The organism is Streptomyces luteolus, from assembly GCF_029968015.1.
GTDB lineage: Bacteria > Actinomycetota > Actinomycetes > Streptomycetales > Streptomycetaceae > Streptomyces > Streptomyces luteolus.
This window is the reverse complement of sequence record NZ_JASCIS010000001.1, coordinates 19,086-43,073: the sequence shown is the minus strand read 5'-3', so window position 1 is coordinate 43,073 and position 23,988 is coordinate 19,086. Positions and strand designations below refer to the sequence as shown.

Below are 23,988 nucleotides of genomic sequence, written 5' to 3'. Positions count from 1 at the left end.
TGGTGCACGGGGTGGAGGCCCGCGGGGTCGGCCACGCGGGAGCGTTCGGGGTGGTACGGGGCGGTGGGCAAGGCGGGCCGGGGGGTCACGGGGAGTCCCCCGGTCCGGCGGCATGGGCGGAGGCGCGGGTGAGGCGTCGGGTCGCGGCGACGAGCAGGACGAGGACCCCGGCCCCGCAGGCGAGCGCCGGGACGGCCCCGGCACCCACGGTCTCGACGGGTACGGCGAGCAGCTCGCAGCCGGGCAGCCGCGCCCCGAACACCGCGGCGACGGCGAGCCCTTCGAGGGCGCACACCCCGCCGAGCACGAAGCCCGGCGCGACGCGGAAGCCGTACGCGGTGAGCATCCGGGCGAGCAGCAGCAGGACGCAGAGCAGCACGGCCCCGAGCGGCGGTCCGGCCTGGCCGAGGACCTGCCCGGCGAGCACGAGCAGCCCGCCGGCGGCCGCCGCGTACAGCGCGACCAGGGCGAGCAGCAGCGGGCGCGTCCCGGCCGCGAACTCCTCCAGGCCCCGGCTCTGGCCGAGCCGCCGCCGCGCGCCCGTGGCGAAGAGCCGGGCGCACCAGACGGCGGGCGCGTACGCGAGGGCCAGGCCGAGGAGCGTGGCGGTGTCCGGCGGCCAGGGCGCGTCGGGCCCACCGGCGAGGGCGGCACGGAGCAGCCCGTCGCCGAACAGTGCGTACAGGAGCAGAAACACGGTCCACGCGCGCGTGCCGGGCAGGGTCCCGCCGCGGGCGCGCAGCGGGCCGCGGCGCAGGGCGATCCGCAGCGCGACGGCGAGCGCGAACATCCCGACGCCCAGTGCGGCCAACCGGCCGCGCCCGCCCGTGAGTTCGTACGCGACCACGGTGCCGACGCCCACGGCCGGAGGCAGCAGCGCCAGCAGGGCGTGGGCGCGGGGCGGCCTGCCTGCGGCGGGATCGGCAGTGGGTGCGGGGCGCATGGCGGAGGGGCGCTCGTCACGGGGCACGCGCGCGTACATCTCCTCGGCGAGCGAGAACACGTCCCGGTGCCGGTAGCGCGCGGCGGTCCGGTCGGTGACGCCGTGCGCCTCAAGCCCGGCGGCGATCTCCAGCGGGTCGACGGCGCGTTCGCAGAGCCCGCGGTGACGGTGGATCAGCGCCTTGACGGGATCGACGGCACCGCGCCGACCGGTCCTGCGCTGCGTCACCCCGGCACCGGATTCGGCGTCGCCGACGGGGGCGTTGTCAGACGCCATGCCCGTACGCGCCGTACGAGAGTCACTCATCCCTCCCCCTCACCGCCCGCCGAAGCGGCACACCACGCGGAACGGGACGCGGGCGCGGTGGCGGGAACCGGGGCGGACGCGGGCGCGGAAGCGGAGACGGATGCAGGCGCGGGCGCGGCGGCGGGAACCGGGGCGGACGCCAGCGCGGAAGCGGAGACGGATGCAGGCGCGGGCGCGGCGGCGGGAACCGGGGCGGACGCCGGCGCGGAAGCGGAGACGGGCGCAGGCGCGGGCGCGGCGGCGGGAACCGGGGCGGACGCGAGCGCGGAAGCGGGGACCGGCGCAGGGGTGGGCGCGAGGGCGGGTGCGGGCGCCGGAGCAGGTGCGGCGAGCGCCGCCGCCGAGCGGGCGTCCCAGCTTCCCGGGCTCCTCGGCGTCACCGGCCAGTCCCGCACGGCCGCAAGCAACTTGTTCATGCCTCCCCCTCGCCGGCCGCGGCGGCGGCCACCGGCTCGCCCTCAGGCGCGGTGGTCCCGCTCGCGGCCCAACTCGGCCCGCTCCGCGTCCCCTTGCGCGCGGCGAGCCACTGGCCGAATCGCGGCCCGGCTTCGCCGTCCGTGCCGGGTGCGGTGGACCAGCGGCCCGCCACGTGCGTCTCCGCGGGATTGGCGAAGGGCAGCGGATCGCCGTCCTCGTCCAGGACATCCCTGCGTACGGGGCAGTGCGAGACGATCTCCAGGTAGATGCCGTGGAAGGCGGCGATGTTCTGCTCCACGGTGAAGAGTTCGAGGGCCCGCGCGCGGGCGGCCGCGCCCAGGCGCTCACGGCGCTCGGGGTCGCGCAGCAGCGCCACGCACGCGTCGGCGAGCGCCTTGGGGTTGCGCGGCGGGACGACGAGCCCCGTACCGCCGATGACCTCGACGACCGCGCCGGTGTCGGTGGACACGGTGGCCCGCCCGCAGAACATCGCCTCGACGAGGCTGATCGGGAAGCCCTCCACGACGCTGGAGAGGACGACGACGCTGCCCGCCCCGTACGCGTCCGGGAGCTCGGGCACCTCGGGGCCACCCAACTCCTCGAAGGAGACCGGGTTGTCGCCCACCGCGTGCACACCGTCCGCCTCGTCCGGGAAGAGCTGCGCGGCCAGCGCGCGGCAGTGCGCGAGATAGGTCTCGCACTCCTCGCCGTGCGCCAGTGCGCCGACGATCCGCAGCCGCGCCTTCGGCTCCTCCTTGCGCACCTCGGCGAAGGCGTGCAGGAGTCCGACCAGGTCCTTGGCGGGCTCGATCCGGCCCACCCACAGCAGGGTGTCCGGGTCCGCCTGGTCCGCCCCGGCCTCCCCGACCTCGGCGAACCGGCCGGCGGCCATGCCCGGGTAGACGGTGCGCAGCTTGGCCCGATCGGCACCGCACTTCTCCTGCCAGCGGCGGGCGTGCGTGTTGCCCGGGGTGATCAGCGCGGCCTGCCGGTACACCTCCGCGGCGAGCCGGCCGTGGAAGGCGGCGACCAGCGCACGCGCCGGAGCACCCGCCTGCTCACCGGCGCCCGCGAGGTAGTGCGCGCGCAGCTGCACGCCGTACTCCGTGACGAGCAGCGGCACCCCGAAGAAGTGCTGGGCGAGCAGTCCGGGCAGTGCGGCGCAGCCGCCGGAGGCGGCGTGGCAGAGGTCGACGGAGCCGAGCCCGCCCTCCTCGTCCTCGTACCAGTCGAGGGAGAGGGGCCGCAGCGCCTGCTCCAACTGCGCCGCGACGACCAGGAGATCGGGGACGCGGGCCTCGTGCGCGGCGCGGGCGGCGCCGGGGGCGCGGCAGGCGCGTTCCAGGGCGCGCACGGCGGTCTCGGAGCGCAGCGCGACGGCGAGTCCGCCCTCGTCACGGGCGAGTTCGGCGAGCCCGTAGAGAGCGCTGGCGAAACGGTCCGCCACTTCGGCGGAGCCGTCACCCGCCGAGCCCGCAGCGCCCGACGAGCCCGCAGCGCCCGCAGCGCCCGCGCAGATCGCGGCGGCCAGCTCGCCGTAGTGCTCGGCGAAGCGGCGCCGCTGCCGGCGGCGGTAGCCCGTGCCGTCACCGAGCCGGCCGCCGCGGCCGGAGCCGTCGTCGGCGCTCCACAGCGGCGCGGTGCGCACCCGGTGTACCTGGGGCGGCAGTTCGATCCACCCCTGCTGCTCCTGGTGGGCGCTGCGGGTCAGGGCGAACACGTCGAAGGCGTGCTGCTCAAGGCCGCGCACGAGCCGGTCGCACCAGAGCCTGGCCTCACCGGTCACATACGGGTAGCCACCCTCCGTGAGCAGTCCGATGCGCACGAGTACACCCCCGATCTCCCTTGTGGGGGGCCGCCGTTGCTCGGTCGGCCCGCAGCGGGACGAACGTACGCGGGGACGGCGGTGACACGATGGACAGTCGTCCGCCGCGCCACCAAAAGGGGTGAACGGTCGTAACTTTCGCGCGCGGGTGGCGTTCTGTTGCGCTAAGCGCGGATCCGGCTACGGAGCGTCAATTTCCGGGGAAGGCCCAGGGGTTGGGGCGGCACTTGATGCCGTCGTGCTCCAGGAACTTGGTCTGCTGCTGCATGACCGGCGCGAGCGCCCCGTCGTTGCTGCACATCACGTGGTTGTAGCCGAGCCGGTGGCCCACCTCGTGGTTGATGAGCATCTGGCGGTACGCGTGGATGGCGTCGCCGTACGGCTTCGCACCCTGCGCCCAGCGGTAGGCGTTGATCATGATGCGCTCCGTGGCGGCGGAGTCGCAGGAGACGTTGTCGACGCTGGTGTCGAGCCCTGACTTGGCGCACCACACGTCGGTCGTGCCCGGACTGGCGAGCGTGATCACGAAGTCGGTCTCGCCGCTGGAGACCCGCTCGAAGGTCCTGGCGCCGCCGTGCGCCCAACTCCGTTCGTCGTTCAGGGTCTTCTGCACGGCCTGCGCGAACATCTTCCCGTCGAGGCCGAGCCCCTTCTCGACGTCCACGCGGTACCGGAACCTCTCGCCGGTGCCGGGCGCCTTGTCGAAGCCGCCGATGGCCTCGAACTTCCCGCCGCCCTTCAGGTCCGGGTCGAGCGGGACCTTCTTGCCCATCTTCTGCTCGTACGTCTCCGGCTTCGGCTCGGCGGCCGGTTCGGACGGCGGCGGGCGCTCGGCGTCACGGGACGCGTCGGACGCCGCCTCGGCCTGCTCGCGCACCTCACCGGCGTCGACGGCTCCGGCGCGGGCGTCGCCGTCACTGCCGGCGACCTGCACGGCGACGACGCCCGCGAGCACGGTCGTCACCGCGGCCGCGGCGATCCCGGCGAAGGCGCGGCCCCGGCCGCTCTTCTCCCGTACGGCATCGGGCTGTTCGGCCGGAAAGTCCTCGGCCTCGCCATCGGGATCCCGGTCGGCGAGGCCGTCGTACGGGTCGTCCGCGTCCGTGGGCCGCCTGGGCGGGGCGCCGGCGGCGAACACGTCGTCCGGGTCGCGGTCCGGGCCGTGCGGGTCGAGTCCGTCGAAGGCCGCGACGTACTCGTGCCGCGGGCCAGGTATACGGGACTGCCCAAGGGGCTGGGAAGGGTTCGGCGTCACATACGCCCCGGTGCCCAACTCGCCCCAGGCGCCGCCCTGTTCACGGTGCTCGGGGTGCGGGCGCGGCCCTTCGGGCGGCGCGGGGCGCGAGCCCTCCTCGCGAGGAGCCCGGCCCGGTGCGCCGCGCCTACGGCGCCCGGAGCCGGGACCCTGCGCGGGCTGCGCGGGCTGCGCGACCGGCACGGCCCCGGTGTCGGACTTCTCGGCGGCCCCCCGCCGTGAGTGCCGTCCCACGCGCCCCCTCAGCTCCCCGAAGTCGAGTCGTGCGTCACATCGTGCGTCACATCGTGCGCCGCGTCGTGCGCCGCTTCATGCGTCGCGCTGTGTTCCGCGTCGTGCGTCGCGCCGTGCGTCGCGTCGTGTTCCGCGAGCAGGTCGCGGAAGGCCGCGGCCACCGTGTCCGGATACTCCATCATCGCCACGTGCCCCGCGTCCGGCAGGGTCAGCAGCCGGGAGTCCCGGAAGGACCGCGCCGCCTTCTGCGCCATGCGGGACGACACCAGCAGGTCCCGTCCACCGTAGACGAGCAGGGTCGGTGCGAGCACCCGCTCGGCCTGCCGCCACAGCCCGTGCTGCCCGCCGAGCGTGTACGCGTCCACGATGCCACGGGCCGAGCGCGCCATGGCGTCCCAGAAATAGGGGAGTTGAAGCCTGCGCTCCATCTCGTGCACCGCGTTGGCGAGGCCCTCGGGGGTGACGCGCCCGGGGTCGCCGTAGCAGAGCCCGAGCACGCCGCGGGTGCGCTGCTCGGGCGTCCAGTCCCTGGTGAGGCGCGCGAAGAGCTGGGCGATGCCGGGCACCGCGAGCAGCGCGGTGGGCACCGCCGTGCGCTGCACCCGCAGCTCGGGCAGGGCGGGCGAGACCAGCGTCAGCGTCCGCACCAGATCGGGTCGTACGGCCGCTACGCGGGTGGCGACGGCCCCGCCCATCGAGTTCCCGAAGAGATGCACGGGCCCGCGCCCGGCGGCGTCGAGGAGCCGGATCACCGCGCGCGCGTGCCCGGTCACGGAGTAGTTGCCGTCGTCGGGCGGCGGGGAGTCACCGAAACCCGGCAGGTCGAGGGCCTCCCCGTCCACGGCGTCCGCGAGCAGCGGCATCAGGTCCGACCAGTTCTGCGAGGAGCCGCCGAGCCCGTGGACGTACAGCGCGGGCGGCAGCCCTTCCGCAGTCCCCGGCCTGGAGCGCACGGACAGCGTGAGCCCCGGCAGGGTCACCGCACGCATGCGCTCCCCCTCGGCGACCCGGACAGGCAGCGTTCTGGGGGTCACCGCGGCGGCGAGGGCTCCCGGCAGCTCGGTCGACGACATGGTGGCAATGTTACGAGACGATCACGCGTTGGATCACGTGTTCGCCGTCACAGGCCCGATCGGCCACGTCATGTCGGCCACCGGATGACATAGCGCCATGAAAGGGACTCTCCTAGGCTCATAGAGAGAGCGGGACACTTCCTCGTGTAGGGCGCCCGCACCGGAAAGGGGAGCCAGCATGACTGTCGACCCGAGCGACCCCGAGACCTTCGATCCGGAAGAGCCCGAGGCTGACCTCGACGAGGAGACGCCGGAAGCCGACGCCGCCGAGCAGCACACCGATCTGCGCCAGGAGCGCGACGAACCCCTCCCCCACTACGACCCCTCCACCGCGAACCCGGCGGACGCCGCCGAGCAGGCCCGCGTCGTCGACCTGGACGAGGACGACTACCGCTGACCTGCGCCGACCACGGCACCCGCACGCACGCGTGGCCGTCCTCGCGCGAGCGGATCCGTGGCTTGCCCGACAGCCCGCGATATCAGCTTTTCTCGCCCTAACAGGAGCCTTGTCCCCCGTCCGCTCCGTGAAATTCTCGGTCCGCACCGCGCACACGACGGTTACCGAAAAGTACGATGGCGGCGCGGCAGCACACCGCACACGGAACGGCCCTTGGATGTATCAAGCGAATGCGTCAAGGCCGTGCTCAATGACATGGGAGGCGGCGTGACAGCCATCGAGCAGACAGATGCGGCGCGCCCGCGGGGCACGCGCCTGCCGCGCCGGGCCCGCCGCAACCAGCTCCTCGGCGCGGCTCAGGAGGTCTTCGTCGCGCAGGGGTACCACGCGGCGGCGATGGACGACATCGCGGAGCGGGCCGGCGTCAGCAAGCCCGTGCTCTACCAGCACTTCCCGGGCAAGCTCGACCTCTACCTGGCGCTCCTCGACCAGCACTGCGACGCCCTGCTGCAGTCCATCCGTACGGCACTGGCGTCCACGACGGACAACAAGCTCCGGGTCGCCGCGACGATGGACGCGTACTTCAGCTACGTCCAGGACGAGGGCGGAGCCTTCCGCCTCGTCTTCGAGTCCGACCTGACGAACGAGCCCGCGGTCCGCGAGCGCGTCGAGAAGGTCACCCTGGAGTGCGCGGAGGCGTTCGGCGAGGTGATCGCCGAGGACACCGGACTGCCCAAGGACGAGGCGATGCTCCTCGGCGTCGGGCTCGGCGGCCTCTCGCAGGTGGTCGCGCGCTACTGGCTCTCCAGCGACAGCAAGGTCGACCGCGACAAGGCGGTGGAGCTGCTCACCTCGCTCGCCTGGCGCGGCATCGCGGGCTTCCCGCTGCACGGCTCGGAGCAGTCGCAGCACTGATGCCGTACTGAGGCCGCACTGCGACCGCACTGAGGGCCGCACAGGCAGCGCCGGTCGACGCGGCGCCGGTCGCCGGGGCGTGTTCGCTGCGAGCGTGCAGCAGCACGGCTTACCAGTCCCCTCACCGGGCTAATGTGTGCGGAGTACGGCGCGGACGGCCGCGCACATCACTGACCGTCGGAGGGACAAAGCCGTGGAGGTCAAGATCGGCGTGCAGTACGCGCCCCGCGAGATCGTTCTGGAGAGCGCCCAGACCGCCGAGGAAGTCGAGAAGGCGGTGGCCGAGGCGCTGAGCGGCAAGACCGAGCTGCTCACTCTCGTGGACGACCACGGCCGCAAGGTCCTGGTTCCGGCCGGCAAGCTCGCGTATGTCGAGCTCGGCGAGCCGACCGCGCGCAAGGTGGGCTTCAGCGCTCTCTGAGCACGCGAGCGAGCAGCACAGCACGAAGGGCGCGGCCCGGTGGGACAACCCACCGGGCCGCGCCCTTGTGTGTCGGGCGGAAACATCCCCCTGACCTGGTGTGCTCGTACGCCGTCGCCGGTCCGCCGGAGCGGTGAGACGGAGGATTGCATTCCGGCCACCTCGGGTAGGACGGGCTAGGACCGATTGCACCCGGCCGGCGTGGGAGGACACATGATCTGGGAGACGCTCGGCTCCGTACTGCTCGGTCTGGCTCTGGCCTGGGCCGCCGACCACCGGCTCGCCCACCGGCTCCCGGCCCGCAACCTCGTCTTCGCCACCGGCGTGGCGAGCGCCCTGCTCGGCGCGTTCATCACGCACTCGGCGCTGGGTTCCGGATACGTCCTGGCGACGCTGTTCGGCGCGGCGACCCTGGCGACAGCCTTGCTGTCCCTGCTGCTCCGCCCGCAGCCGAGGCGGACGGCCCGGCCCACTTCGGCGGCGTAGCGAGTTCCCCGCGCCCCTACAGGGGCGCGGGGAACTGCGCGCCCAGCCACGACGGCGCGGCACCGGATCTCGGCCTGGGCAGAGAAACGGGGATACGGGGGTCCGGGGGCGGAGCCCCCGAGACGGTGCCCGAGTCGACGGCGCCGGACACCCCCGTAAGAACACTTACGCCGCCAAGCCCAGCGCAGCCATCCGCTTCGTGTGGGCCTCGGTGATGCGGGAGAACATCCGGCCGACCTCGGCGAGGTCGAAGCCGTCGGCGACGCCGCCGACCAGCATCGTCGACAGGGCGTCCCGGTCCGCGACCACGCGCTGCGACTGCGACAGGGCCTCGCCCATCAGCCGCCGCGCCCACAGCGCGAGCCGCCCGCCCACGCGCGGGTCGGACTCGATCGCGGCGCGCACCTTCTCCACCGCGAAGCTCGCGTGCCCGGTGTCGTCGAGGACGGCGAGCACCAGCTTGCGGCTGTCGGAGTCGAGGCGGGCGGCGACCTCACGGTAGAAGTCGCTCGCGATGGAGTCACCGACGTACGCCTTGACCAGGCCCTCCAGCCAGTCCGACGGCGCGGTCTGGCGGTGGAAGCCGTCGAGGGCGGCGACGAACGGCTCCATGGCCTCGGTCGGCTCGGCGCCGATCTCCGCGAGCCGGCCCGTCAGCTGGTCGAAGTGGTGGAACTCGGCCGACGCCATCTTCGCCAGCTCCGCCTTGTCGGCCAGGGTCGGGGCGAGCTTCGCGTCCTCAGCGAGCCGCTCGAACGCCGCGAGCTCGCCGTACGCGAGAGCACCGAGCAGGTCGACGACGGCGGCGCGGTAGGTCGGGTCCGCGGAGGCCGTGGCCCAGTCCTGGGCGGCGATTCCAGTGGGTGCGGCGGTGGCTTCGGGGGTCGCTTCGGCGGCAGCGTCCTTGGCGTTGTCAGGCGTCTCCATGGAGCGCACAATAGCCCGCCGGCCCACGCCCGGAAGTCCCTGGTCAGTCACTGTGACGACGGCTACGAAAATATTTCCCGGCCCCGCACAGGCCGCTGTTGCGGGGGCCTGTGGGCGCCGTGCGGGGCAATTCGGCCGACACGCCTGCGCCGATCCGGGGTACAGTGGTAATGCGCCCGCCGAGTATGCATGTCAAATCGGCGGGACATCCGTATGAGGATGCCCGGTCGGTGGCCCGATCGGCTCCGACCCGACAGCCCTCCGGGCCGTATGCATCAGTGCGTGCGCAGGAGGGGCCCTCAGCGGCGTGACGCTCGAGCGACGGCAGTGGTCCCGTATGCCACCCGGCCTCGCGATTCAGCGGCCGGATGCAAACCCCGGCTCGGTCACGACCCCCAGCGTTCGCCTCGCGCCGCGTCTCACAGAAGAGGCAGCACCCTGACTACGTTCCGAGAGCTCGGGATCCTTCCCGAGACGGCCGAAGCCCTTGAGGCCGTCGGCATCACGACCCCCTTTCCCATCCAGGAGCAGACGCTTCCCGTAGCGCTCTCCGGCTCCGACGTCATCGGCCAGGCCAAGACCGGCACCGGCAAGACGCTCGGCTTCGGTCTTCCGCTCCTCGAGCGCGTGACCGTCCCCGCCGACGTCGAGGCGGGCCGCGCCGAGCCCGAGAAGCTCACCGACGCTCCGCAGGCCCTGGTCGTCGTCCCCACCCGCGAGCTGTGCCAGCAGGTCACCAACGACCTGCAGACCGCCGGCAAGGTGCGCAACGTCCGCGTCCTCGCCATATACGGCGGCCGTGCCTACGAGCCGCAGGTCGAGGCCCTGAAGAAGGGCGTCGACGTCGTCGTCGGCACCCCCGGCCGCCTCCTCGACCTCGCGGGCCAGAAGAAGCTGAACCTCAAGCACGTGCGCGCCCTCGTCCTCGACGAGGCCGACGAGATGCTCGACCTGGGCTTCCTGCCCGACGTCGAGAAGATCATCAACATGCTTCCGGTGAAGCGCCAGACCATGCTCTTCTCCGCGACGATGCCGGGCGCCGTCATCGGCCTGGCCCGTCGCTACATGTCGCAGCCCACGCACATCCGGGCCACGGCCCCGGACGACGAGGGCGCGACCGTCGCGAACATCACGCAGCGCGTGTACCGCGCGCACTCCATGGACAAGCCGGAGATGGTCTCCCGCATCCTGCAGGCCGACGGCCGCGGGCTCGCGATGATCTTCTGCCGTACGAAGCGCACGGCGGCCGACATCGCCGAGCAGCTGGAGCGGCGCGGCTTCGCCTCCGGCGCGGTCCACGGCGACCTCGGCCAGGGCGCCCGTGAGCAGGCGCTGCGCGCGTTCCGCAACGGCAAGGTGGACGTGCTCGTCTGCACCGACGTCGCGGCGCGCGGCATCGACGTCGAGGGCGTCACGCACGTCATCAACTACCAGTCCCCCGAGGACGAGAAGACGTATCTGCACCGCATCGGCCGCACCGGCCGCGCGGGCGCCTCGGGTACGGCGATCACGCTGGTCGACTGGGACGACATCCCGCGCTGGCAGCTGATCAACAAGGCCCTCGACCTGGGCTTCAACGACCCGGTCGAGACGTACTCCACGTCCCCGCACCTCTACGAGGAGCTGGGCATCCCCGAGGGCACCAAGGGTGTCCTGCCGCGTGCCGAGCGCACGCGCGCGGGCCTCGGTGCCGAGGAGATCGAGGACCTGGGCGAGACCGGCGGCCGTGGTGGCCGCGGTGGTCGTGGCGGCCGCCGCGAGGCGGAGGAGGAGCGCCCCAAGCGCACCCGTACGCCGCGCCAGCGCCGCCGCACCCGTGGCGGTACGCCGCTGGACGCCGAGGCCACGTCCACCGGGGCTCCCGCCACGGACGCCGCGGAAGCCCCGGCGGAGGACAAGCCGCGCACCCCGCGCCGCCGTCGCCGCACCCGCGCGGGCGCGACCGCGGAGGCCGAGGCCGCTGCGGTGACCGAGGCGCCCGCGGTGTCGGCGGTGGACACGGCCGAAGGCACGGACGCCGCCGAAGCCAAGCCGCGCCGCCGCACCCGCAAGACGGCTGAGGTCGCGGTGGACACGGCCGAGGGCACGGAGACCACCGAGGCCAAGCCGCGCCGCCGCACCCGCAAGACCGCCGAGGCCGCCGAAGCCGCGCTCGACACGGCCGAAGGCACGGAGGCCGCCGAAGCCAAGCCCCGCCGCCGCACCCGCAAGACGGCTGAGGTCGCGGTAGCCACGGAGGCTGTTGCCGAGCAGGCCGACCCGGAGGCCAAGCCGCGTCGCCGCACCCGCAAGGCCGCGGAGGCACCCCTCGCCACCGAGACGGCGGACACCGAGGCCAAGCCGCGTCGCCGCACCCGCAAGGCCGCGGAGGCACCCCTCGCCACCGAGACGGCGGACACCGAGGCCAAGCCGCGCCGCCGCACCCGCAAGGCCGCGGAGACGCCCGTCGCCACGGAGACGGCGGACGCCGAGGCCAAGCCGCGTCGCCGCCGTACGCGGGCCGCGAAGCCCGCGGTGGAGTCCACCGAGGACTGACCTCCCCGCACACCGACCGGCCCGGTTCCCCTCGTGGGAGCCGGGCCGGCGTGCGTCCGCCCGTCGCGGGCACGCCCGCCGAAGCCGCCTGCCGCCCGTGCCGCTAGCCTCGTCGCATGAGCAGGCCTCCCACGTTCACGCCGCCGCCCGGGACCAGGGCGTACCGACTGGGCACCGAGCGCGGCGAGTTCGCCGTGCACGATCTCGCGCCGGAGGGCGTACCGCGAGGCACCGTCGTGCTGCTGCCCGGATTCACCGGCAGCAAGGAGGACTTCGTCGCGCTGCTCGCACCGATCGCCGCCGCGGGGTATCGCGCGGTGGCCGTCGACGGCCGCGGGCAGTACGAGTCGGAGGGGCCCTCCGATGACCCATCCCCTTACCAGCAGGGCGAGTTGGCGCGGGACGTACTGGCGCAGGTGGAGGCGCTCGGTGGGCGGGTGCATCTGCTCGGGCACTCGCTCGGGGGGCAGATCTCGCGTGCGGCCGTACTCCTGGACCCCGCACCCTTCGCGTCCCTCACGCTGATGTCCTCGGGCCCCGCGCAGATCTCCGCCTCGCAGCAGGAGCGGGTGAAGCTGCTGCAGGACGGGCTCGCCGTGCTCGACATGGCGCAGGTCTGGCAGGCGATGCAGTCGCTCGAACCACCGGAGGAGGCCGAGACCGGCGACGGCGACGGCGCCCTGCGGGACCGCTGGCTGCGCCACAGCCCGGCCCAACTCGCCGCCACAGGGCAGCAGTTGAGGGTCGAGCCGGACCGTGTGGACGAGCTGGCGGCGCTGCACCTGCCCGTGCACGTCCTGTCGGGCGGCAGCGACGACACCTGGCCGGTCCCGCTGCTCGACGCGATGGCCGAGCGCCTCTCCGCCCGCCGCACGATCATCGAGGGCGCCGGCCACTCCCCCAACACGGACCGCCCGGAGCCGACGGCCACCGCCCTGATCGCGTTCTGGGACGAGCTGTGACGGCCGCCTGACAACGCCCACCGGACAGGCCTAGTACTGCGCGCGCAGGTGCTCCCAGAACCCGTCCCGCAGCGCGCGGCGCAGGTCGGCCTGGCCGCGCAGGGAGTACTCCAGGAGGCGCTCGGCCTCGACGAGCAGGTCCTGGTCGACCGAGCCCGGCAGGTAGGGGTGGCCGGGAAGCAGCTCCGCGAGCGGCTCGCGCCCCCGGGAGGCGAGCCACTCGGCGGCGATCCGGGCACCGACGAAGCGCACGTCCTCGCGCGCGGGACGCGGCCTCGCCGGGTCGTACGGGAGTCCGGCGCGGCGTGTGACGTACGGCTTGAAGAAGTCCAGCTCAAGCGTGCGCTGGCTGTCGACCTCCCAGAGGAGCGGGTCGGCCTGGTTGCGGCCATCGGGCGCTTCGATGCCCCAGAGGTGGACGCGGGCGCCGTACCCCTGGGCGGCCTCGACCGCGGAGACCAGGTCCTCGTCGCCGCCGATCAGGGCCGCGTCGCTGATGGCCCGGTGCCGGGCGAGGGACTCCAGGTCCGAGCGGATCAGGGAGTCGACGCCCTTCTGCTGGTTGTTGGCGTTGAGGTTGCCGAGGCGGACCTTGACGTCCGGGAGCTCGGCGATGGACTGCTGCTCGGCGGTGTGGATACGGCGGCGGGCGCCGTCGTACCAGTAGACGCGCAGCAGCCTGCTGTCGGCGAAGACCGTACGGGCCTTGTCGATCAGGGCGTCGATCAGCCCCTCGGCGTCGAGGTCGAAGGCGCGGCGGTCCTCGGTCCCGGTGGCGAGTCGGCCCGCGGCGGCGTAGAGATAGCCCGCGTCGACGAAGATCGCGTGCGTCGACGGGGTCTTGGCCACTTCGGCGAGCATGCGCTGGAGGAGCTCGTTGGTGCGGTCGATCCGGGCGCCGAGATCCACGGTGTCGTACGCCGGACCTTCACTCACCGGACCCTTGTTCAAACGTGACCCATTCATAGGGGATCCATTGTCCAGCCGGTCACGCAGCGAGTACAAACGGTTGCACGACCTGCGATTACTTAGCTCGTCGAAAATTTTCTTTAGCGTAGGGAATGTTTGCAGGGAGCAAGTCGTTGGACCCTGTGGAAGCGCGGTGAGGACACCGTGCGACCTGCTCTTGACGGCCGGGCAACCGCCCGGCCGTAAAGCGGGACATAACTGGCGAACAGTGATCGTCTCGCACAAGTAGTTCTCCTGCAGGAGGATGACCAGACGAAGGGAGAAGCCCTATGCGCTTCGAGATCATGCGCCTTGACGACGTCGACGGCACCGCCGTGGACAGCACCGTCGTGGACGCCGCCTCCGTCAACCGGATCGTGCAGCAGGCCGCCTCGATCGGCCAGCGCATCTATATCCGCCCGGCCGAATCCGCGGCTTCGTAACGCCGCAGTACCCGCGGCTCCGTAGCGCCGCACAGCTTCGAAGGCCCCCGCGCGAGCTTCGCGCGGGGGCCTTCGCGTGCCCGGAGCGGTGATGACACCGCGGGACATCGGAAGAACACGACGCCTCAGGCGCCCTGGACGACCTGCCTGACGCCGTTGATGATCTGCTGCACGGCGATCGCGGAGAGCATCATGCCCGCGAGCCGGGTCACGAGGACCACGCCGCCGTCCTTGATCACGCGGATGATCACCAGCGAGTACCGCATGACCAGCCACAGCACCACATGCATGGCGACGATCGCGCTCCACACCGACAGCTGTCCGCCGAACCCGTCCGCGTCCTGCACGGCGAGGATCACCGCGACGATCGCGCCGGGCCCGGCGAGCAGCGGCATCCCGAGCGGTACGAGGGCGACGTTCACGTCCTTGGTCTGCTTCGGCTCGTCGGTCTTGCCGGTGAGCAGGTCGAGCGCGACAAGGAGGAGCAGCAGTCCGCCCGCGATCATCAGGGCGGGCACGGAGACATGCAGGTAGTCGAGGATCTGGTGGCCGACCACGCCGAAGAGCGCGATCACACCGAAGGCCACGCACACGGCCTGGAAGGCCATCCGCCGCTGCATCTTGGCGGGGCGGCCCGCGGTGAGCCCGAGGAAGATCGGGGTGATCCCGGGCGGGTCCATGATCACAAATAGGGTGAGAAAAAGGGATCCGAAGACGGCGACGTCGAACACAGTGAGCCTTGCACTTGCGGAGAAAAGGGAACCGGTGAGAGCGGGGCGGAGGTCTACCGCCGCCCACGCCGGGAGAGGTCCGGGACCGTTCGGCCCCGAACCGACAACAGAGATACGGACGTCAGGAGCGCGTTCCCCCGGCGCCCGGCACGGGGAAGGCGCCGGTGGCGCGGCGGGTGATCTCGCCGTAGATCTCGGGGTCCGTGGTGAACTCGCCGAGCACACAGGTCTTGCGGCTGCCGTGGTAGTCGCTGGAGCCGGTGACGAGCAGGCCGAGGTCCGCGGCGAGGCCGTGCAGCCGGGTGCGGGTGGCCTGGTCATGGTCCATATGGTCGGCCTCGATGCCGTCAAGACCCGCGGCGGCCAGCTCCGCGACGGCGGACTCCGGCACACACGCGCCGCGCTTGACGGCCAGCGGATGCGCGAAGACGGTGACGCCGCCCGCGGCCTTGACGAGCCGGATCGCCTCGAAGGGGTCCAGCTCGTGCTTCTCCACGTACGCCCGGCCGTCGTTCGCGATCCACTCGGGCGTGAACGCGTCCGAGACCGTACGCACGACGCCCAGCTCGACGAGCGCCTCCGCGATGTGCGGCCGGCCGACCGAGCCGTCCCCGGCGATCCGGGCGACCTGCTCCCAGGCGACCGGGACACCCAGCTCCTGGAGCTTGCCGACCATGCCGCGGGCGCGCGGCACGCGGTCGTCCCGGACCAGCTCCCGCTCGCGCAGCAGCTCCGGCTCCTCGGGGTCGAAGAGGTACGCGAGCATGTGCAGCGGGGTGCCGTCGAGGCGGCAGGAGAGCTCGGCGCCGGTGACCAGCGTCAGCCCCGTCGACAGCTCGGACAGCGCGGCGGCCGCCGCGGCGTGGCCTCGGGTGGTGTCGTGGTCCGTCAGCGCGACGACGTCGAGCCCGGCGGCGGCCGCGTTGCGGACCAGCTCGGCCGGGGTGTCCGTGCCGTCGGAGGCGGTGGAGTGGGTGTGCAGGTCGATGCGCACGACGCGTACTCCAGGCTCTGACGGGACGGAAGGGGACGCTCAAGGATAACGGGGCGCGCCGACATCCCCGGACCACAGGGCCCCGGTCAGCTAGTACCCCGGCTCAGCCAGCGCTCCGGCTCAGCCAGCACCCCGGCTCAGCTGTCGAGCAGGCGCGGCGACAGCGCCCCGCACGGCAGCATCTCCATCTCGGCGCCCGCCTCCCGCAGATCGGTCAGGACCAGCTCGTCGTACATCAGGAGGCCGGACTGCTCGGGCCAGACGACGGCCCAGAGCCACAGGCCGAAGGCCTCTCCGGCGAAGACCGCGCGGTCCTCCGGGGTGCCGGAGACATGCCAGAGCGGGGTGGGCCGCCCCGCGGCGAGGACCTTGGCCTGCGGGGGCTTCTCGACGCTCAGGTACGGGCCGGGGTCGGGGCCGTCGATGCCCGCGTACCGCGCGCCGAGTCCGACGCCCAGCTCCTCGGCGACGAGCACCAACTCGCCCACCCCGCCCAGCGGTCCGGGCCCTGAGCACGCGACGGCGGTGGCGCGGCCGCCGCTGCGGTCGTCCCCTGCGCAGGCGACTCCGGTGAAGAGCCAGCCGAGGGGCAGCGGCCACGGCATCCAGACGGGCACCTGTGTGCGGTGCACCACGACGCCGAGCGCCTCGACGCTCGGCGGGACCACGGGCTGCAGCGGATGCACGGCACCGTGCGCGTCGCACTGCCACGTGTCGGCGAAGAGACCGGGAGCCCTGACCCGGCCACCGCACTTCGGGCAACTGGGTTCGCCCCTCATAGCGTTCAACGGTCCTCCGGAGCCGTCGCCGCGTCAAGGAGCGATCACCCGTCGGAGTGCGGAGGAACCGGGAAATGTAGATGTATCTAGCATTAGATGTAGCTTGCATTAGTTAGCTTGCCTAACTTACTATGTGTAGACATCAACCATCCGACACACAGCGAAGCAGTGAGGGAGAGGGCATGCGAAGCAGCAACAGCGGCCCGACAGGGGACGATCCGTTGAACCAGGGCTCGGGCCCGGTGAGCATCCTGCGCCAGCCCGGCGCGGTCTGGGCCACGGCCGGCGCCTCCGTCGTCGCCTTCATGGGCATCGGCCTGGTCGACCCGATCCTGCCGTCGATCGCCAAGGGGCTGGAGGCCACACCGAGCCAGGTCTCGCTCCTGTTCACCTCGTACTTCCTGATCACCGCCGTCGCGATGCTGGTGACGGGCTTCGTGTCCAGCCGGATCGGCGGCAAGAAGACCCTGCTCGCCGGGCTCGCGCTCGTCGTGGTCTTCGCCGCGCTGTCCGGTACGTCGGGCTCGGTCGGCGAACTCGTCGGATTCAGGGCGGGCTGGGGGCTCGGCAACGCGCTCTTCGTCTCGACCTCGCTCGCCGTGATCGTCGGCGCCGCGGCCGGAGGCAGCGCCGCGGCGATCCTGCTCTACGAGTCGGCGCTCGGCCTCGGCATGGCCTGCGGCCCGCTGCTCGGCGCGGTGCTCGGCGACGCCAGCTGGCGCTACCCGTTCTTCGGCACCGCCGCCCTGATGGCCATCGGCTTCCTCGCCATCACCGCGTTCCTGAAGGAGCAGCCCAGGCCCGCGCGGAAGACCTCACTGCTCGACCCGGTGAAGGCCCTCGGCCACGGCGGCCTCGCCTCGGCCGCGGCCTCCGCGTTCTTCTACAACTACGCGTTCTTCACGATCCTGGCGTTCACGCCGTTCGTCCTGAACATGTCGCCGTACCGCTCGGGTGCCGTCTTCTTCGCCTGGGGCGTGCTGCTCGCGGTGTTCTCGGTACTCGTCGCGCCGCGGCTGCAGAAGCGGTTCGGCTCGCTGAAGGTGCTCGGCGGCTCGCTGCTGCTGCTCGCCGTCGACCTGGTGGTGCTCGGTTACGGGAACCACACGGCGGCCGTCGTCGGCACGATCGTCTCGGGCGCGTTCATCGGCCTCAACAACACCGTCTACACGGAGCTCGCCCTGGGCGTCTCGGACGCGCCGCGCCCGGTGGCCAGCGCCGGGTACAACTTCGTGCGCTGGTTCGCCGCGGCTGCCGCGCCGTTCCTCGCGCCGAAGATCGAGGAGTGGACGAACATCCACATCCCGTTCGTGGTCGCGGCCGTGGCGGCCGTCGTGGGCGCCGGGATCGTCGGGGTGCGGCGCGCCTCGCTGCGGCACGAGGCCGAGGAGCTCGAACCCAGGCACCGCACGGAGGACGGGGTGGCGGTCTTCGCCAACTGACCCTCTCCGTAAGGGAAGTCAGTCCGTACGGGAAGTCAGTCCGTACGAGAACTCAGTCCGTACGGGAAGTCAGTCCAGGGAGACGGACCTGCGCAGCGGATCGCGCAGGTCCGTTCCGTGTGCCAGCCACTTCTCCTGCAGGGCGGCCGCGCCGTGCACCCGCTTCCACGCCGCCTCGTTGGGCGTCATCGGCAGGAGCGGCAGGAAGCGGACCGGCTCCATCGGCTCGTCCAGGTCCAGGTCCTCCACCAGGCCGCCCGGCTCGGCGACCAGGACCGAGGTGAACTGGGCGCCGGGCCACAGCGGTTCACCCACGTCGAGCGAGGCACCCGGGGCCACGACCAGGCCCTCGACCTGGGGCGATGCGGCGAGTACGGCGAGGGGCCGCAGCGCCTTGTCGGTGTCGGCGACGCCCGCGCGCACGGAGAGGATCAGCTCGGCGCGCGGCCCGCGCACCTGATCGGCCAGGGGAGCCGTGGGGTCGGCCATCGGGGCGGCCGACATGCCGAGCGTGGCGTACCGCACGGTGCCGCCGTCGTGCTCGTCGCTGAAGCGGAGCACCTCGATGCGGTCCGCACCGAGGAACGTCACGGCCGCGCGGGCGTCCGGATCCCCCAGGGCGCTGCGCAGCCGGGCTTCGACGAGAGCGAGAACATCAGCCATGCCGCGAGCATAGAACTCGTAGAGAACCGGCAAAGCCGCGGCTTGACACTTCAGTCGGCTGATAGTCTTGGCCGCTGGCCAGGGCAGCACGTGGACCGACCGCTCAAGCGGCGTTCCGGGGCCCGGCGTTGGGACATCCCCCACGGGGGACCGGCCGGAGGAGGTGGGGCTGACATGGATCGAAGTCGACCGTGCAGTACTACCCGCTCTTCCGCCAGTTAGCGGCGCCCAGCGACCGAGGCTTTCCGTACCCGTGCATACGCCGGGTAAACCGCGAAGTTCACGGCAACCTCATCTCGCGCTCGGCGGACGCTTCCCGGAAGGGCATTTCGTCCCCGCTTGATCTGAGTCAGAGCGAAGGCCGCCACCGCGTCGGACCGGTGCCGCCCGCTTTGCGGACGTGACCTTTGAGCCCTACGTCCCCATTCCGGGCAGTTCCACCCCGCGCGCGCGTCGGCCGCGCCGCGAAGGAGCCTGCCATGTCGATGATCCGTGACCTGCGTGCCGCCGTCCGCCCCCAGCTCCGCAAGGACGCCGCGTCCGGCAGCCCGTACGAGAGCACCCGGGACGCGACGGCCGCCAGTGCCGTCGTGGACTGCGCCGTCTACCGCGACGGGCGGCGCGTGCCGAGCGAGAAGCCGCTCACGCCGCACGAGGCGATGCTCGACGTCCGCCGTGACGGCGGCTTCGCCTGGATCGGGCTGCACGAGCCCACCGAGGACGAATTCTCCGGTATCGCCCGGGAGTTCGGGCTGCACCCGCTGGCCGTCGAGGACGCGGTGCACGCCCACCAGCGCCCCAAGCTGGAGCGGTACGACGACACCCTGTTCACCGTCTTCAAGACCATCCACTACGTCGAGCACACCGAGCTCACCGCGACCAGCGAGGTCGTCGAGACCGGCGAGGTGATGTGCTTCACCGGGCGGGACTTCTTCATCACCGTGCGGCACGGCGGCCACGGCTCGCTCCGGGCGCTGCGGCACCGGCTCCAGGACGACCCGGAGCTGCTCGCCAAGGGCCCCTCGGCCGTCCTGCACGCCATCGCCGACCACGTCGTGGACGGGTACATCGCGGTCGCGGACGCCGTGCAGGACGACATCGACGAGGTCGAGATCGACGTCTTCTCGCAGCCCGGCAAGGGCAGCCCGCGCGGCACCGACGCCGGCCGGATCTACCAACTCAAGCGCGAGGTACTGGAGTTCAAGCGCGCCGTCTCCCCGCTGCTCCGCCCCATGCAGCTGCTGAGCGAGCGGCCCATGCGCCTGGTCGACCCCGACATCCAGAAGTACTTCCGGGACGTCGCCGACCACCTCGCGCGCGTGCAGGAGCAGGTCATCGGCTTCGACGAGCTGCTCAACTCGATCCTGCAGGCCAACCTCGCGCAGGCGACCGTCGCGCAGAACGAGGACATGCGCAAGATCACCTCGTGGGCGGCCATCGTCGCCGTACCCACGATGATCTGCGGGGTGTACGGCATGAACTTCGAGCACATGCCGGAGACGAAGTGGGAGTACGGCTATCCGACGGTGATGGTCGGCATCGCCGCGGTCTGCTTCGCCATCCACCGCACCCTCAAGCGCAACGGCTGGCTGTAGTTAAGCTGCAGCCATGTCTGCCGATCCGTCCGCCGATTCGCCTGCCGGTCCGTCCGCCGGTTCGCCGCTCGACCGCGCCCTCGTCGAGGAGGCCACGAAGAAGTCGGCCCTGATCTGGGTGCGCGGCTCCGGGCCCGTGCGCGCCCTGTGGCACGTATGGCACGAGGGCGCCGCGCACCTCGTCGGCGACGGCCCCGGCGAGCAGCCGCTGCCGGACCTCGCGGACGGCGCGACCGCGGAGGTCACCGTCCGCAGCAAGGACAAGGGCGGCCGGCTCGTCGTCTGGACGGCGCGGGTCGTCGAGCTCGCGCCGCGCTCGACCGAGTGGGAGGCGGCGGTCGCCGAGCTCAAGGGCAAGCGTCTGAACGCGCCGGACAGCGAGGAAATGGTCGAGCGGTGGGCGCGCGAGTGCCGGGTTCTGCGGCTTGAGCCGACGGGGGTGGACACGGTGCAGCCGGACGGGTCGCTGGCGGAGGCACCGCTGCCTACGTCCGCGACGACTCGGGGCCCGTTGCCGGGGGCGTTGCCTCGGATTCTGTTCCGGCGGCGGAGGAGGGGTTAGGTCTTACGGGGCTGTCGTTCGGCTGACCCACCGTCGTGGCCGGTCGCGCCCCGCGGCGGAGCCGCAAATGTCACAGCCCCGCGCCCCTTAAAAACAGCCCGTCCGGCGTTTGAGGACGAGCGCCTCAGCGCGATACGGGGTCCGGGGCGGAGCCCCGAAGCTGCGAAAAGGGGCGGGGTGGGGAAAAGAGCGCCCACCTCCTGCGCCAGCGCCCTGCTCAGCCAGTCATGAGCCGTGCCAGGGTTCGGCTCACCCGGGCCCGTCAGGTCCGTCACCAGGTGCCAGTAGCGGTCGATGCGAGGATCCCCGGCCAGGGCTGCGCTGAGCGCGCGGCGGAACGCCGGAGTGTCCCGTACGCCCTGCGCCGCCGCGTACGCGCCCACGAAACCGTCCAACTCCTCGCCCGCGTGCGGCGGTTGGCCCGACCGGAGTGCCGGAGCCGCGAGCTCGAAAGCCTCCGCGAGGGCCGTGTAGAGCACCGCGGGACGGTAGCCGTCGGACACACGGTGGGCGGCCGGCTGGCAGTCGTCCCGGACCGCGTCACCGGGGCACGGGCCGGACACGAAGGCGTGCAGCCGGGCGAAGGCGAGGACCTGGTGCGGCGCCGGATCGTCGGGCAGCTGCGGCACCGCCTGCTCGACCACCGCCGACCGCACCCCGGCCGGGAGGCGCGGCGGCAGCCAGCGGCGCCAGAACCGGGCCAGCGCGTCCGTGCTCGGCGGGACCGTGACCGCGCCGACCAGCCGTAGCCGCTCCGCGTGCTCGCCGGGCGGGCAGTCGTGCAGCAGCCGCAGCGCCGCCTCCCGCCAGCGCAGCGCGGCCAGTTGGGAGCCGATGCCGCGCAGCCGGTCCGCGACGACGTCCTCCAGAGCGCCCTCCCCCTCCAGGATCCGCCCCACATCGGGCACCGGCAGGTCGAGGGTGCGCAGCGCGCGGATCGTACGGAGCCGGTCGAGCGCGTCCGAGCCGTACCGCCGATGGCCGCCGGAGCTGCGCGCGGCCTCGGGCAGCAGTCCGCGGTCGGAGTAGAAGCGCACGGTCTTGACGGTGACGCCCGCCTGCTCGGCGAGCTCCCCGATGCTCCACAGACCGTCGGGCGAGACGGCTTGCGACACGGCTTGCGGCACGGCTTGAACCTCCCTCAGGGGGAGTTCCTACGGTACCGGCGAGCGCGGACGGCCGAGGAGGCCCGCCCGCTTGTACGGCTTCGGCTGGAGGAGGAGATGAGGATGACGGCATTCGTGCTCGTGCCGGGCGCGCACACCGGCGGCTGGGTGTGGCAGGAGGTCGCCGAGCGGCTGCGCGCGGCCGGGGCCGAGGCGCACCCGGTGACGCTTACGGGTATGCGGGACGAGGCTCAAGCCGCCCACGCGGAGGGGGAGTTCGGGGACGTCGGCCTCGGCACGCACATCGACGACGTCGTCCGCCGCATCGACCGGCTGCCCGCCACCGCGGAGGTCGTCCTGGTCGGCCACTGCTACGGCATCCACCCGGTCTTGGAGGCCGCGGCCCGCCGTACGGGACGGGTGGCGCGGATCGTGTACGTCGACACCGCGCCGGCGCAGGACGGCGACCCGGCGCTCGCGCTGATCCCGGACCCGGACGTACGCAAGGCGCTGACCGGGGCGGACGGTCCCGGCTCGCTCGTCCCGCCGCCGGACAGGGAGCGCTGGCCGCACTGGGGGCATCTGGACGACGTGCCCGGCGCGGCCCTCGACCGGCTCGTGGCCCGTGCCGCGCCGCAGCCCTCCGGCACGCTGACCCGGCCCGTGCGGATCCCGCCGGAGGTGGCCGCGCTGCCCTCGACCGGGGTGCTGTGCACGGCGAACGGCTCGACCCTCGCCGTACTGGGGCAGGTCGTCGGCCTCGGCGAGCCGCGGCTGCTCGCGCTGACCGAGCCGCGGGTGCGCTTCCTCGAACTGGCCTCCGGGCACTGGCCGATGCTGTCCGCGCCCGACGAGCTGGCCGCGCTGCTGCTGCGCGCGGCGGCCGGCGAGGGCGAGCGGCTCACAGCGCCGAGCGGGCCGCCCTCGCACCTGCGGCCGTTCCTGCTCGACCTGCCGGAGCGCCCGCGCGAGCGGGTGGGCCGCGTGGACCTCTACCCGCCGGACGCGGCCCCGGCGGACGCTGCGGACCCGGCGACCCCGGCGGCCCCGGCGCACACTGCTGACCCGACGGACCCGGCGGACCCGGCGGACCCGGCGGACCCGGCGGACCCGGCGGACGCGGCGACCCCGACGACCCCGGCGCACGCTGCTGACCCGGCGGAATCGGCGACCCCGGCGGACGCTGCGGCCCAGGCGACCCCCCCGACGACCCCGGCTCAGGCTGCGGACCCGGCGACCCCGACGGACCCGGCGCACGCTGCTGACGCGGCGGAATCGGCGACCCCGGCGGACCCTGCGGACGCTGCGGCCCCGGCGCACGCTGGGGACGCTGCGGCCCCGACGACCCCGACGACCCCGACGCACGCTGCGGACCCTGCGACCCCGGCGCCCCGAGCCGTGCCCCGCCCCGCCGTCCTGCTCGTGCACGGCGGCCCCGTGCCCGAAGGCGTATCGCCGACGCCCCGCGACTGGCCTGGCTATGTGGGGTACGCCCGCTACCTGGCCGGTCGGGGTGTGCTCGCCGCGACCGTCGACCATCGGCTGCACGACGTGGCCGACTACCCGCGGGCCGCGGATGACGTCGCCGCCGCCGTCGCGCTCGTGCGGGCCGATCCGCGCGTGGACGCCGACCGGGTCGCGCTGTGGTTCTTCTCCGGTGGCGGGCTGCTCGCGGCGGACTGGCTGGCGGAGCCGCCCGCCTGGCTGCGGTGCGTGGCGGCGACGTATCCGATCCTCGCGCCGCTGCCGAGCTGGGGGCTCGGCGAGACCCGGTTCCAGCCGGCGCGGGCGGTGCGCTCGGCGGGCGGGCTGCCGTTCGTGCTGACCAGGGCCGGACTCGACCTGCCGGAGATCGCGGCCACCCAGGACACGTTCCTGGCCGCCGCCGAGGACGCCGAGGCCCGCGTCGAGGTGATCGAGGTGCCGGCGGCCCACCACGGCTTCGAGACGATCGACCACACGGACGCGGCACGGGAGGCGGTGCGACGGGCGGCCGGCCAGGTGCTGGGGCAGCTCCGCGGCTGAGCCC

General features: G+C 73.0%; 23 protein-coding genes. 11 read left to right on the top strand and 12 right to left on the bottom strand.

Translation table 11 applies throughout. The annotated features are described in order from the left end of the window. Window positions 1–85 precede the first annotated feature (85 nt). The 5 genes from QIT00_RS00210 to QIT00_RS00190 all read right to left on the bottom strand — a co-directional run bounded on the left by QIT00_RS00210 (window position 86) and on the right by QIT00_RS00190 (window position 6,053). Complete coding sequence (locus tag QIT00_RS00210) at window positions 86–1,249, bottom strand: hypothetical protein (protein WP_282532930.1); 1,164 nt, start codon at window positions 1,247–1,249, stop codon at window positions 86–88. Beyond that, on the bottom strand, window positions 1,246–1,665 hold the full coding sequence (locus QIT00_RS00205) for a hypothetical protein (RefSeq protein WP_282532929.1): 420 nt from the start codon (window positions 1,663–1,665) through the stop codon (window positions 1,246–1,248). The genes QIT00_RS00210 and QIT00_RS00205 overlap by 4 nt, the downstream gene beginning before the upstream one ends. After that, window positions 1,662–3,491: a DUF3492 domain-containing protein gene (locus QIT00_RS00200; RefSeq protein ID WP_282532928.1), complete on the bottom strand. Its 1,830-nt coding sequence runs from the start codon at window positions 3,489–3,491 to the stop codon at window positions 1,662–1,664. The genes QIT00_RS00205 and QIT00_RS00200 overlap by 4 nt, the downstream gene beginning before the upstream one ends. 190 nt (window positions 3,492–3,681) lie before the next feature. Continuing rightward, window positions 3,682–4,980, bottom strand: coding sequence for a DUF3152 domain-containing protein (locus QIT00_RS00195; RefSeq protein WP_282532927.1), 1,299 nt, complete (start codon window positions 4,978–4,980; stop codon window positions 3,682–3,684). 8 nt (window positions 4,981–4,988) lie between these two features. Beyond that, window positions 4,989–6,053: an alpha/beta fold hydrolase gene (locus QIT00_RS00190; RefSeq protein ID WP_282532926.1), complete on the bottom strand. Its 1,065-nt coding sequence runs from the start codon at window positions 6,051–6,053 to the stop codon at window positions 4,989–4,991. Between the two features lie 178 nt (window positions 6,054–6,231). Between QIT00_RS00190 and QIT00_RS00185 the strand changes: the two genes are divergently transcribed. From QIT00_RS00185 to QIT00_RS00170, 4 genes are all read left to right on the top strand, one after another. Further along, on the top strand, window positions 6,232–6,450 hold the full coding sequence (locus QIT00_RS00185; RefSeq protein ID WP_282532925.1) for a hypothetical protein: 219 nt from the start codon (window positions 6,232–6,234) through the stop codon (window positions 6,448–6,450). A gap of 267 nt (window positions 6,451–6,717) precedes the next feature. Next, window positions 6,718–7,365 (top strand): TetR/AcrR family transcriptional regulator, encoded by a 648-nt coding sequence (locus QIT00_RS00180; RefSeq protein ID WP_282532924.1) that lies wholly within the window; start codon window positions 6,718–6,720, stop codon window positions 7,363–7,365. A gap of 193 nt (window positions 7,366–7,558) precedes the next feature. After that, a complete protein-coding gene (locus QIT00_RS00175) occupies window positions 7,559–7,786 on the top strand; it encodes a DUF3107 domain-containing protein (RefSeq protein WP_282515725.1) in 228 nt (75 codons plus the stop codon). A 213-nt stretch (window positions 7,787–7,999) separates the two neighbouring features. Beyond that, window positions 8,000–8,272: a hypothetical protein gene (locus QIT00_RS00170; RefSeq protein ID WP_282532923.1), complete on the top strand. Its 273-nt coding sequence runs from the start codon at window positions 8,000–8,002 to the stop codon at window positions 8,270–8,272. 165 nt (window positions 8,273–8,437) lie between these two features. On the opposite strand, the gene QIT00_RS00165 is transcribed toward QIT00_RS00170, so the two are convergent. Further along, on the bottom strand, window positions 8,438–9,199 hold the full coding sequence (locus tag QIT00_RS00165) for a ferritin-like fold-containing protein (protein WP_282532922.1): 762 nt from the start codon (window positions 9,197–9,199) through the stop codon (window positions 8,438–8,440). Window positions 9,200–9,700: 501 nt separating this feature from the next. Between QIT00_RS00165 and QIT00_RS00160 the strand changes: the two genes are divergently transcribed. Together QIT00_RS00160 and QIT00_RS00155 are read left to right on the top strand one after the other, a co-directional pair. Further along, window positions 9,701–11,734 (top strand): DEAD/DEAH box helicase, encoded by a 2,034-nt coding sequence (locus QIT00_RS00160; protein WP_456316484.1) that lies wholly within the window; start codon window positions 9,701–9,703, stop codon window positions 11,732–11,734. 116 nt (window positions 11,735–11,850) lie between these two features. Then, entirely contained in the window at window positions 11,851–12,696 is an 846-nt protein-coding gene (locus QIT00_RS00155) for an alpha/beta fold hydrolase (RefSeq protein ID WP_282532920.1), read from the top strand. A 30-nt stretch (window positions 12,697–12,726) separates the two neighbouring features. Here the strand turns inward: QIT00_RS00155 and QIT00_RS00150 are convergent, their stop codons facing one another. Next, window positions 12,727–13,632 (bottom strand): NYN domain-containing protein, encoded by a 906-nt coding sequence (locus QIT00_RS00150; RefSeq protein ID WP_282532919.1) that lies wholly within the window; start codon window positions 13,630–13,632, stop codon window positions 12,727–12,729. 302 nt (window positions 13,633–13,934) lie between these two features. Between QIT00_RS00150 and QIT00_RS00145 the strand changes: the two genes are divergently transcribed. Then, window positions 13,935–14,087 (top strand): hypothetical protein, encoded by a 153-nt coding sequence (locus QIT00_RS00145; RefSeq protein ID WP_282532918.1) that lies wholly within the window; start codon window positions 13,935–13,937, stop codon window positions 14,085–14,087. Between the two features lie 125 nt (window positions 14,088–14,212). Here QIT00_RS00145 and QIT00_RS00140 read toward each other — a convergent pair whose 3' ends face one another. The 3 genes from QIT00_RS00140 to QIT00_RS00130 form a co-directional block, all read right to left on the bottom strand. After that, complete coding sequence (locus QIT00_RS00140) at window positions 14,213–14,818, bottom strand: MarC family protein (protein ID WP_282532917.1); 606 nt, start codon at window positions 14,816–14,818, stop codon at window positions 14,213–14,215. Window positions 14,819–14,939: 121 nt separating this feature from the next. Further along, on the bottom strand, window positions 14,940–15,812 hold the full coding sequence (locus QIT00_RS00135) for a PHP domain-containing protein (protein WP_282532916.1): 873 nt from the start codon (window positions 15,810–15,812) through the stop codon (window positions 14,940–14,942). A 137-nt stretch (window positions 15,813–15,949) separates the two neighbouring features. Further along, entirely contained in the window at window positions 15,950–16,591 is a 642-nt protein-coding gene (locus QIT00_RS00130; protein WP_282532915.1) for a DUF6758 family protein, read from the bottom strand. 182 nt (window positions 16,592–16,773) lie between these two features. Between QIT00_RS00130 and QIT00_RS00125 the strand changes: the two genes are divergently transcribed. Next, window positions 16,774–18,033, top strand: coding sequence for an MFS transporter (locus QIT00_RS00125; RefSeq protein WP_282532914.1), 1,260 nt, complete (start codon window positions 16,774–16,776; stop codon window positions 18,031–18,033). Between the two features lie 69 nt (window positions 18,034–18,102). Here QIT00_RS00125 and QIT00_RS00120 read toward each other — a convergent pair whose 3' ends face one another. After that, window positions 18,103–18,696, bottom strand: a complete 594-nt coding sequence (locus QIT00_RS00120; RefSeq protein ID WP_282532913.1) for a suppressor of fused domain protein — start codon at window positions 18,694–18,696, stop codon at window positions 18,103–18,105. A 479-nt stretch (window positions 18,697–19,175) separates the two neighbouring features. Between QIT00_RS00120 and QIT00_RS00115 the strand changes: the two genes are divergently transcribed. Beyond that, the gene (locus QIT00_RS00115; protein ID WP_282532912.1) at window positions 19,176–20,291 is read left to right on the top strand and encodes a magnesium and cobalt transport protein CorA; all 1,116 of its coding nucleotides are present in this window, start codon (window positions 19,176–19,178) and stop codon (window positions 20,289–20,291) included. A gap of 13 nt (window positions 20,292–20,304) precedes the next feature. Beyond that, a complete protein-coding gene (locus QIT00_RS00110) occupies window positions 20,305–20,853 on the top strand; it encodes a hypothetical protein (RefSeq protein WP_282532911.1) in 549 nt (182 codons plus the stop codon). Here QIT00_RS00110 and QIT00_RS00105 read toward each other — a convergent pair. Next, window positions 20,850–21,980: a helix-turn-helix domain-containing protein gene (locus tag QIT00_RS00105; RefSeq protein ID WP_349017149.1), complete on the bottom strand. Its 1,131-nt coding sequence runs from the start codon at window positions 21,978–21,980 to the stop codon at window positions 20,850–20,852. The genes QIT00_RS00110 and QIT00_RS00105 overlap by 4 nt on opposite strands. A gap of 102 nt (window positions 21,981–22,082) precedes the next feature. Between QIT00_RS00105 and QIT00_RS00100 the strand changes: the two genes are divergently transcribed. Next, entirely contained in the window at window positions 22,083–23,984 is a 1,902-nt protein-coding gene (locus QIT00_RS00100) for a dienelactone hydrolase family protein (RefSeq protein WP_282532910.1), read from the top strand. The last annotated feature ends 4 nt before the right edge of the window (window positions 23,985–23,988 follow it).

Bases quoted from the DNA above. Each gene is read 5' to 3' on its own strand.
- QIT00_RS00210 (WP_282532930.1), bottom strand. From the start codon at position 1,249: ATGAGTGACTCTCGTACGGCGCGTACGGGCATGGCGTCTGACAACGCC.
- QIT00_RS00205 (WP_282532929.1), bottom strand. From the start codon at position 1,665: ATGAACAAGTTGCTTGCGGCCGTGCGGGACTGGCCGGTGACGCCGAGG.
- QIT00_RS00190 (WP_282532926.1), bottom strand. From the start codon at position 6,053: ATGTCGTCGACCGAGCTGCCGGGAGCCCTCGCCGCCGCGGTGACCCCC.
- QIT00_RS00185 (WP_282532925.1), top strand. From the start codon at position 6,232: ATGACTGTCGACCCGAGCGACCCCGAGACCTTCGATCCGGAAGAGCCC.
- QIT00_RS00170 (WP_282532923.1), top strand. From the start codon at position 8,000: ATGATCTGGGAGACGCTCGGCTCCGTACTGCTCGGTCTGGCTCTGGCC.
- QIT00_RS00165 (WP_282532922.1), bottom strand. From the start codon at position 9,199: ATGGAGACGCCTGACAACGCCAAGGACGCTGCCGCCGAAGCGACCCCC.
- QIT00_RS00155 (WP_282532920.1), top strand. From the start codon at position 11,851: ATGAGCAGGCCTCCCACGTTCACGCCGCCGCCCGGGACCAGGGCGTAC.
- QIT00_RS00145 (WP_282532918.1), top strand. From the start codon at position 13,935: ATGCGCTTCGAGATCATGCGCCTTGACGACGTCGACGGCACCGCCGTG.
- QIT00_RS00130 (WP_282532915.1), bottom strand. From the start codon at position 16,591: ATGAGGGGCGAACCCAGTTGCCCGAAGTGCGGTGGCCGGGTCAGGGCT.
- QIT00_RS00125 (WP_282532914.1), top strand. From the start codon at position 16,774: ATGCGAAGCAGCAACAGCGGCCCGACAGGGGACGATCCGTTGAACCAG.
- QIT00_RS00120 (WP_282532913.1), bottom strand. From the start codon at position 18,696: ATGGCTGATGTTCTCGCTCTCGTCGAAGCCCGGCTGCGCAGCGCCCTG.
- QIT00_RS00115 (WP_282532912.1), top strand. From the start codon at position 19,176: ATGTCGATGATCCGTGACCTGCGTGCCGCCGTCCGCCCCCAGCTCCGC.
- QIT00_RS00110 (WP_282532911.1), top strand. From the start codon at position 20,305: ATGTCTGCCGATCCGTCCGCCGATTCGCCTGCCGGTCCGTCCGCCGGT.
- QIT00_RS00100 (WP_282532910.1), top strand. From the start codon at position 22,083: ATGACGGCATTCGTGCTCGTGCCGGGCGCGCACACCGGCGGCTGGGTG.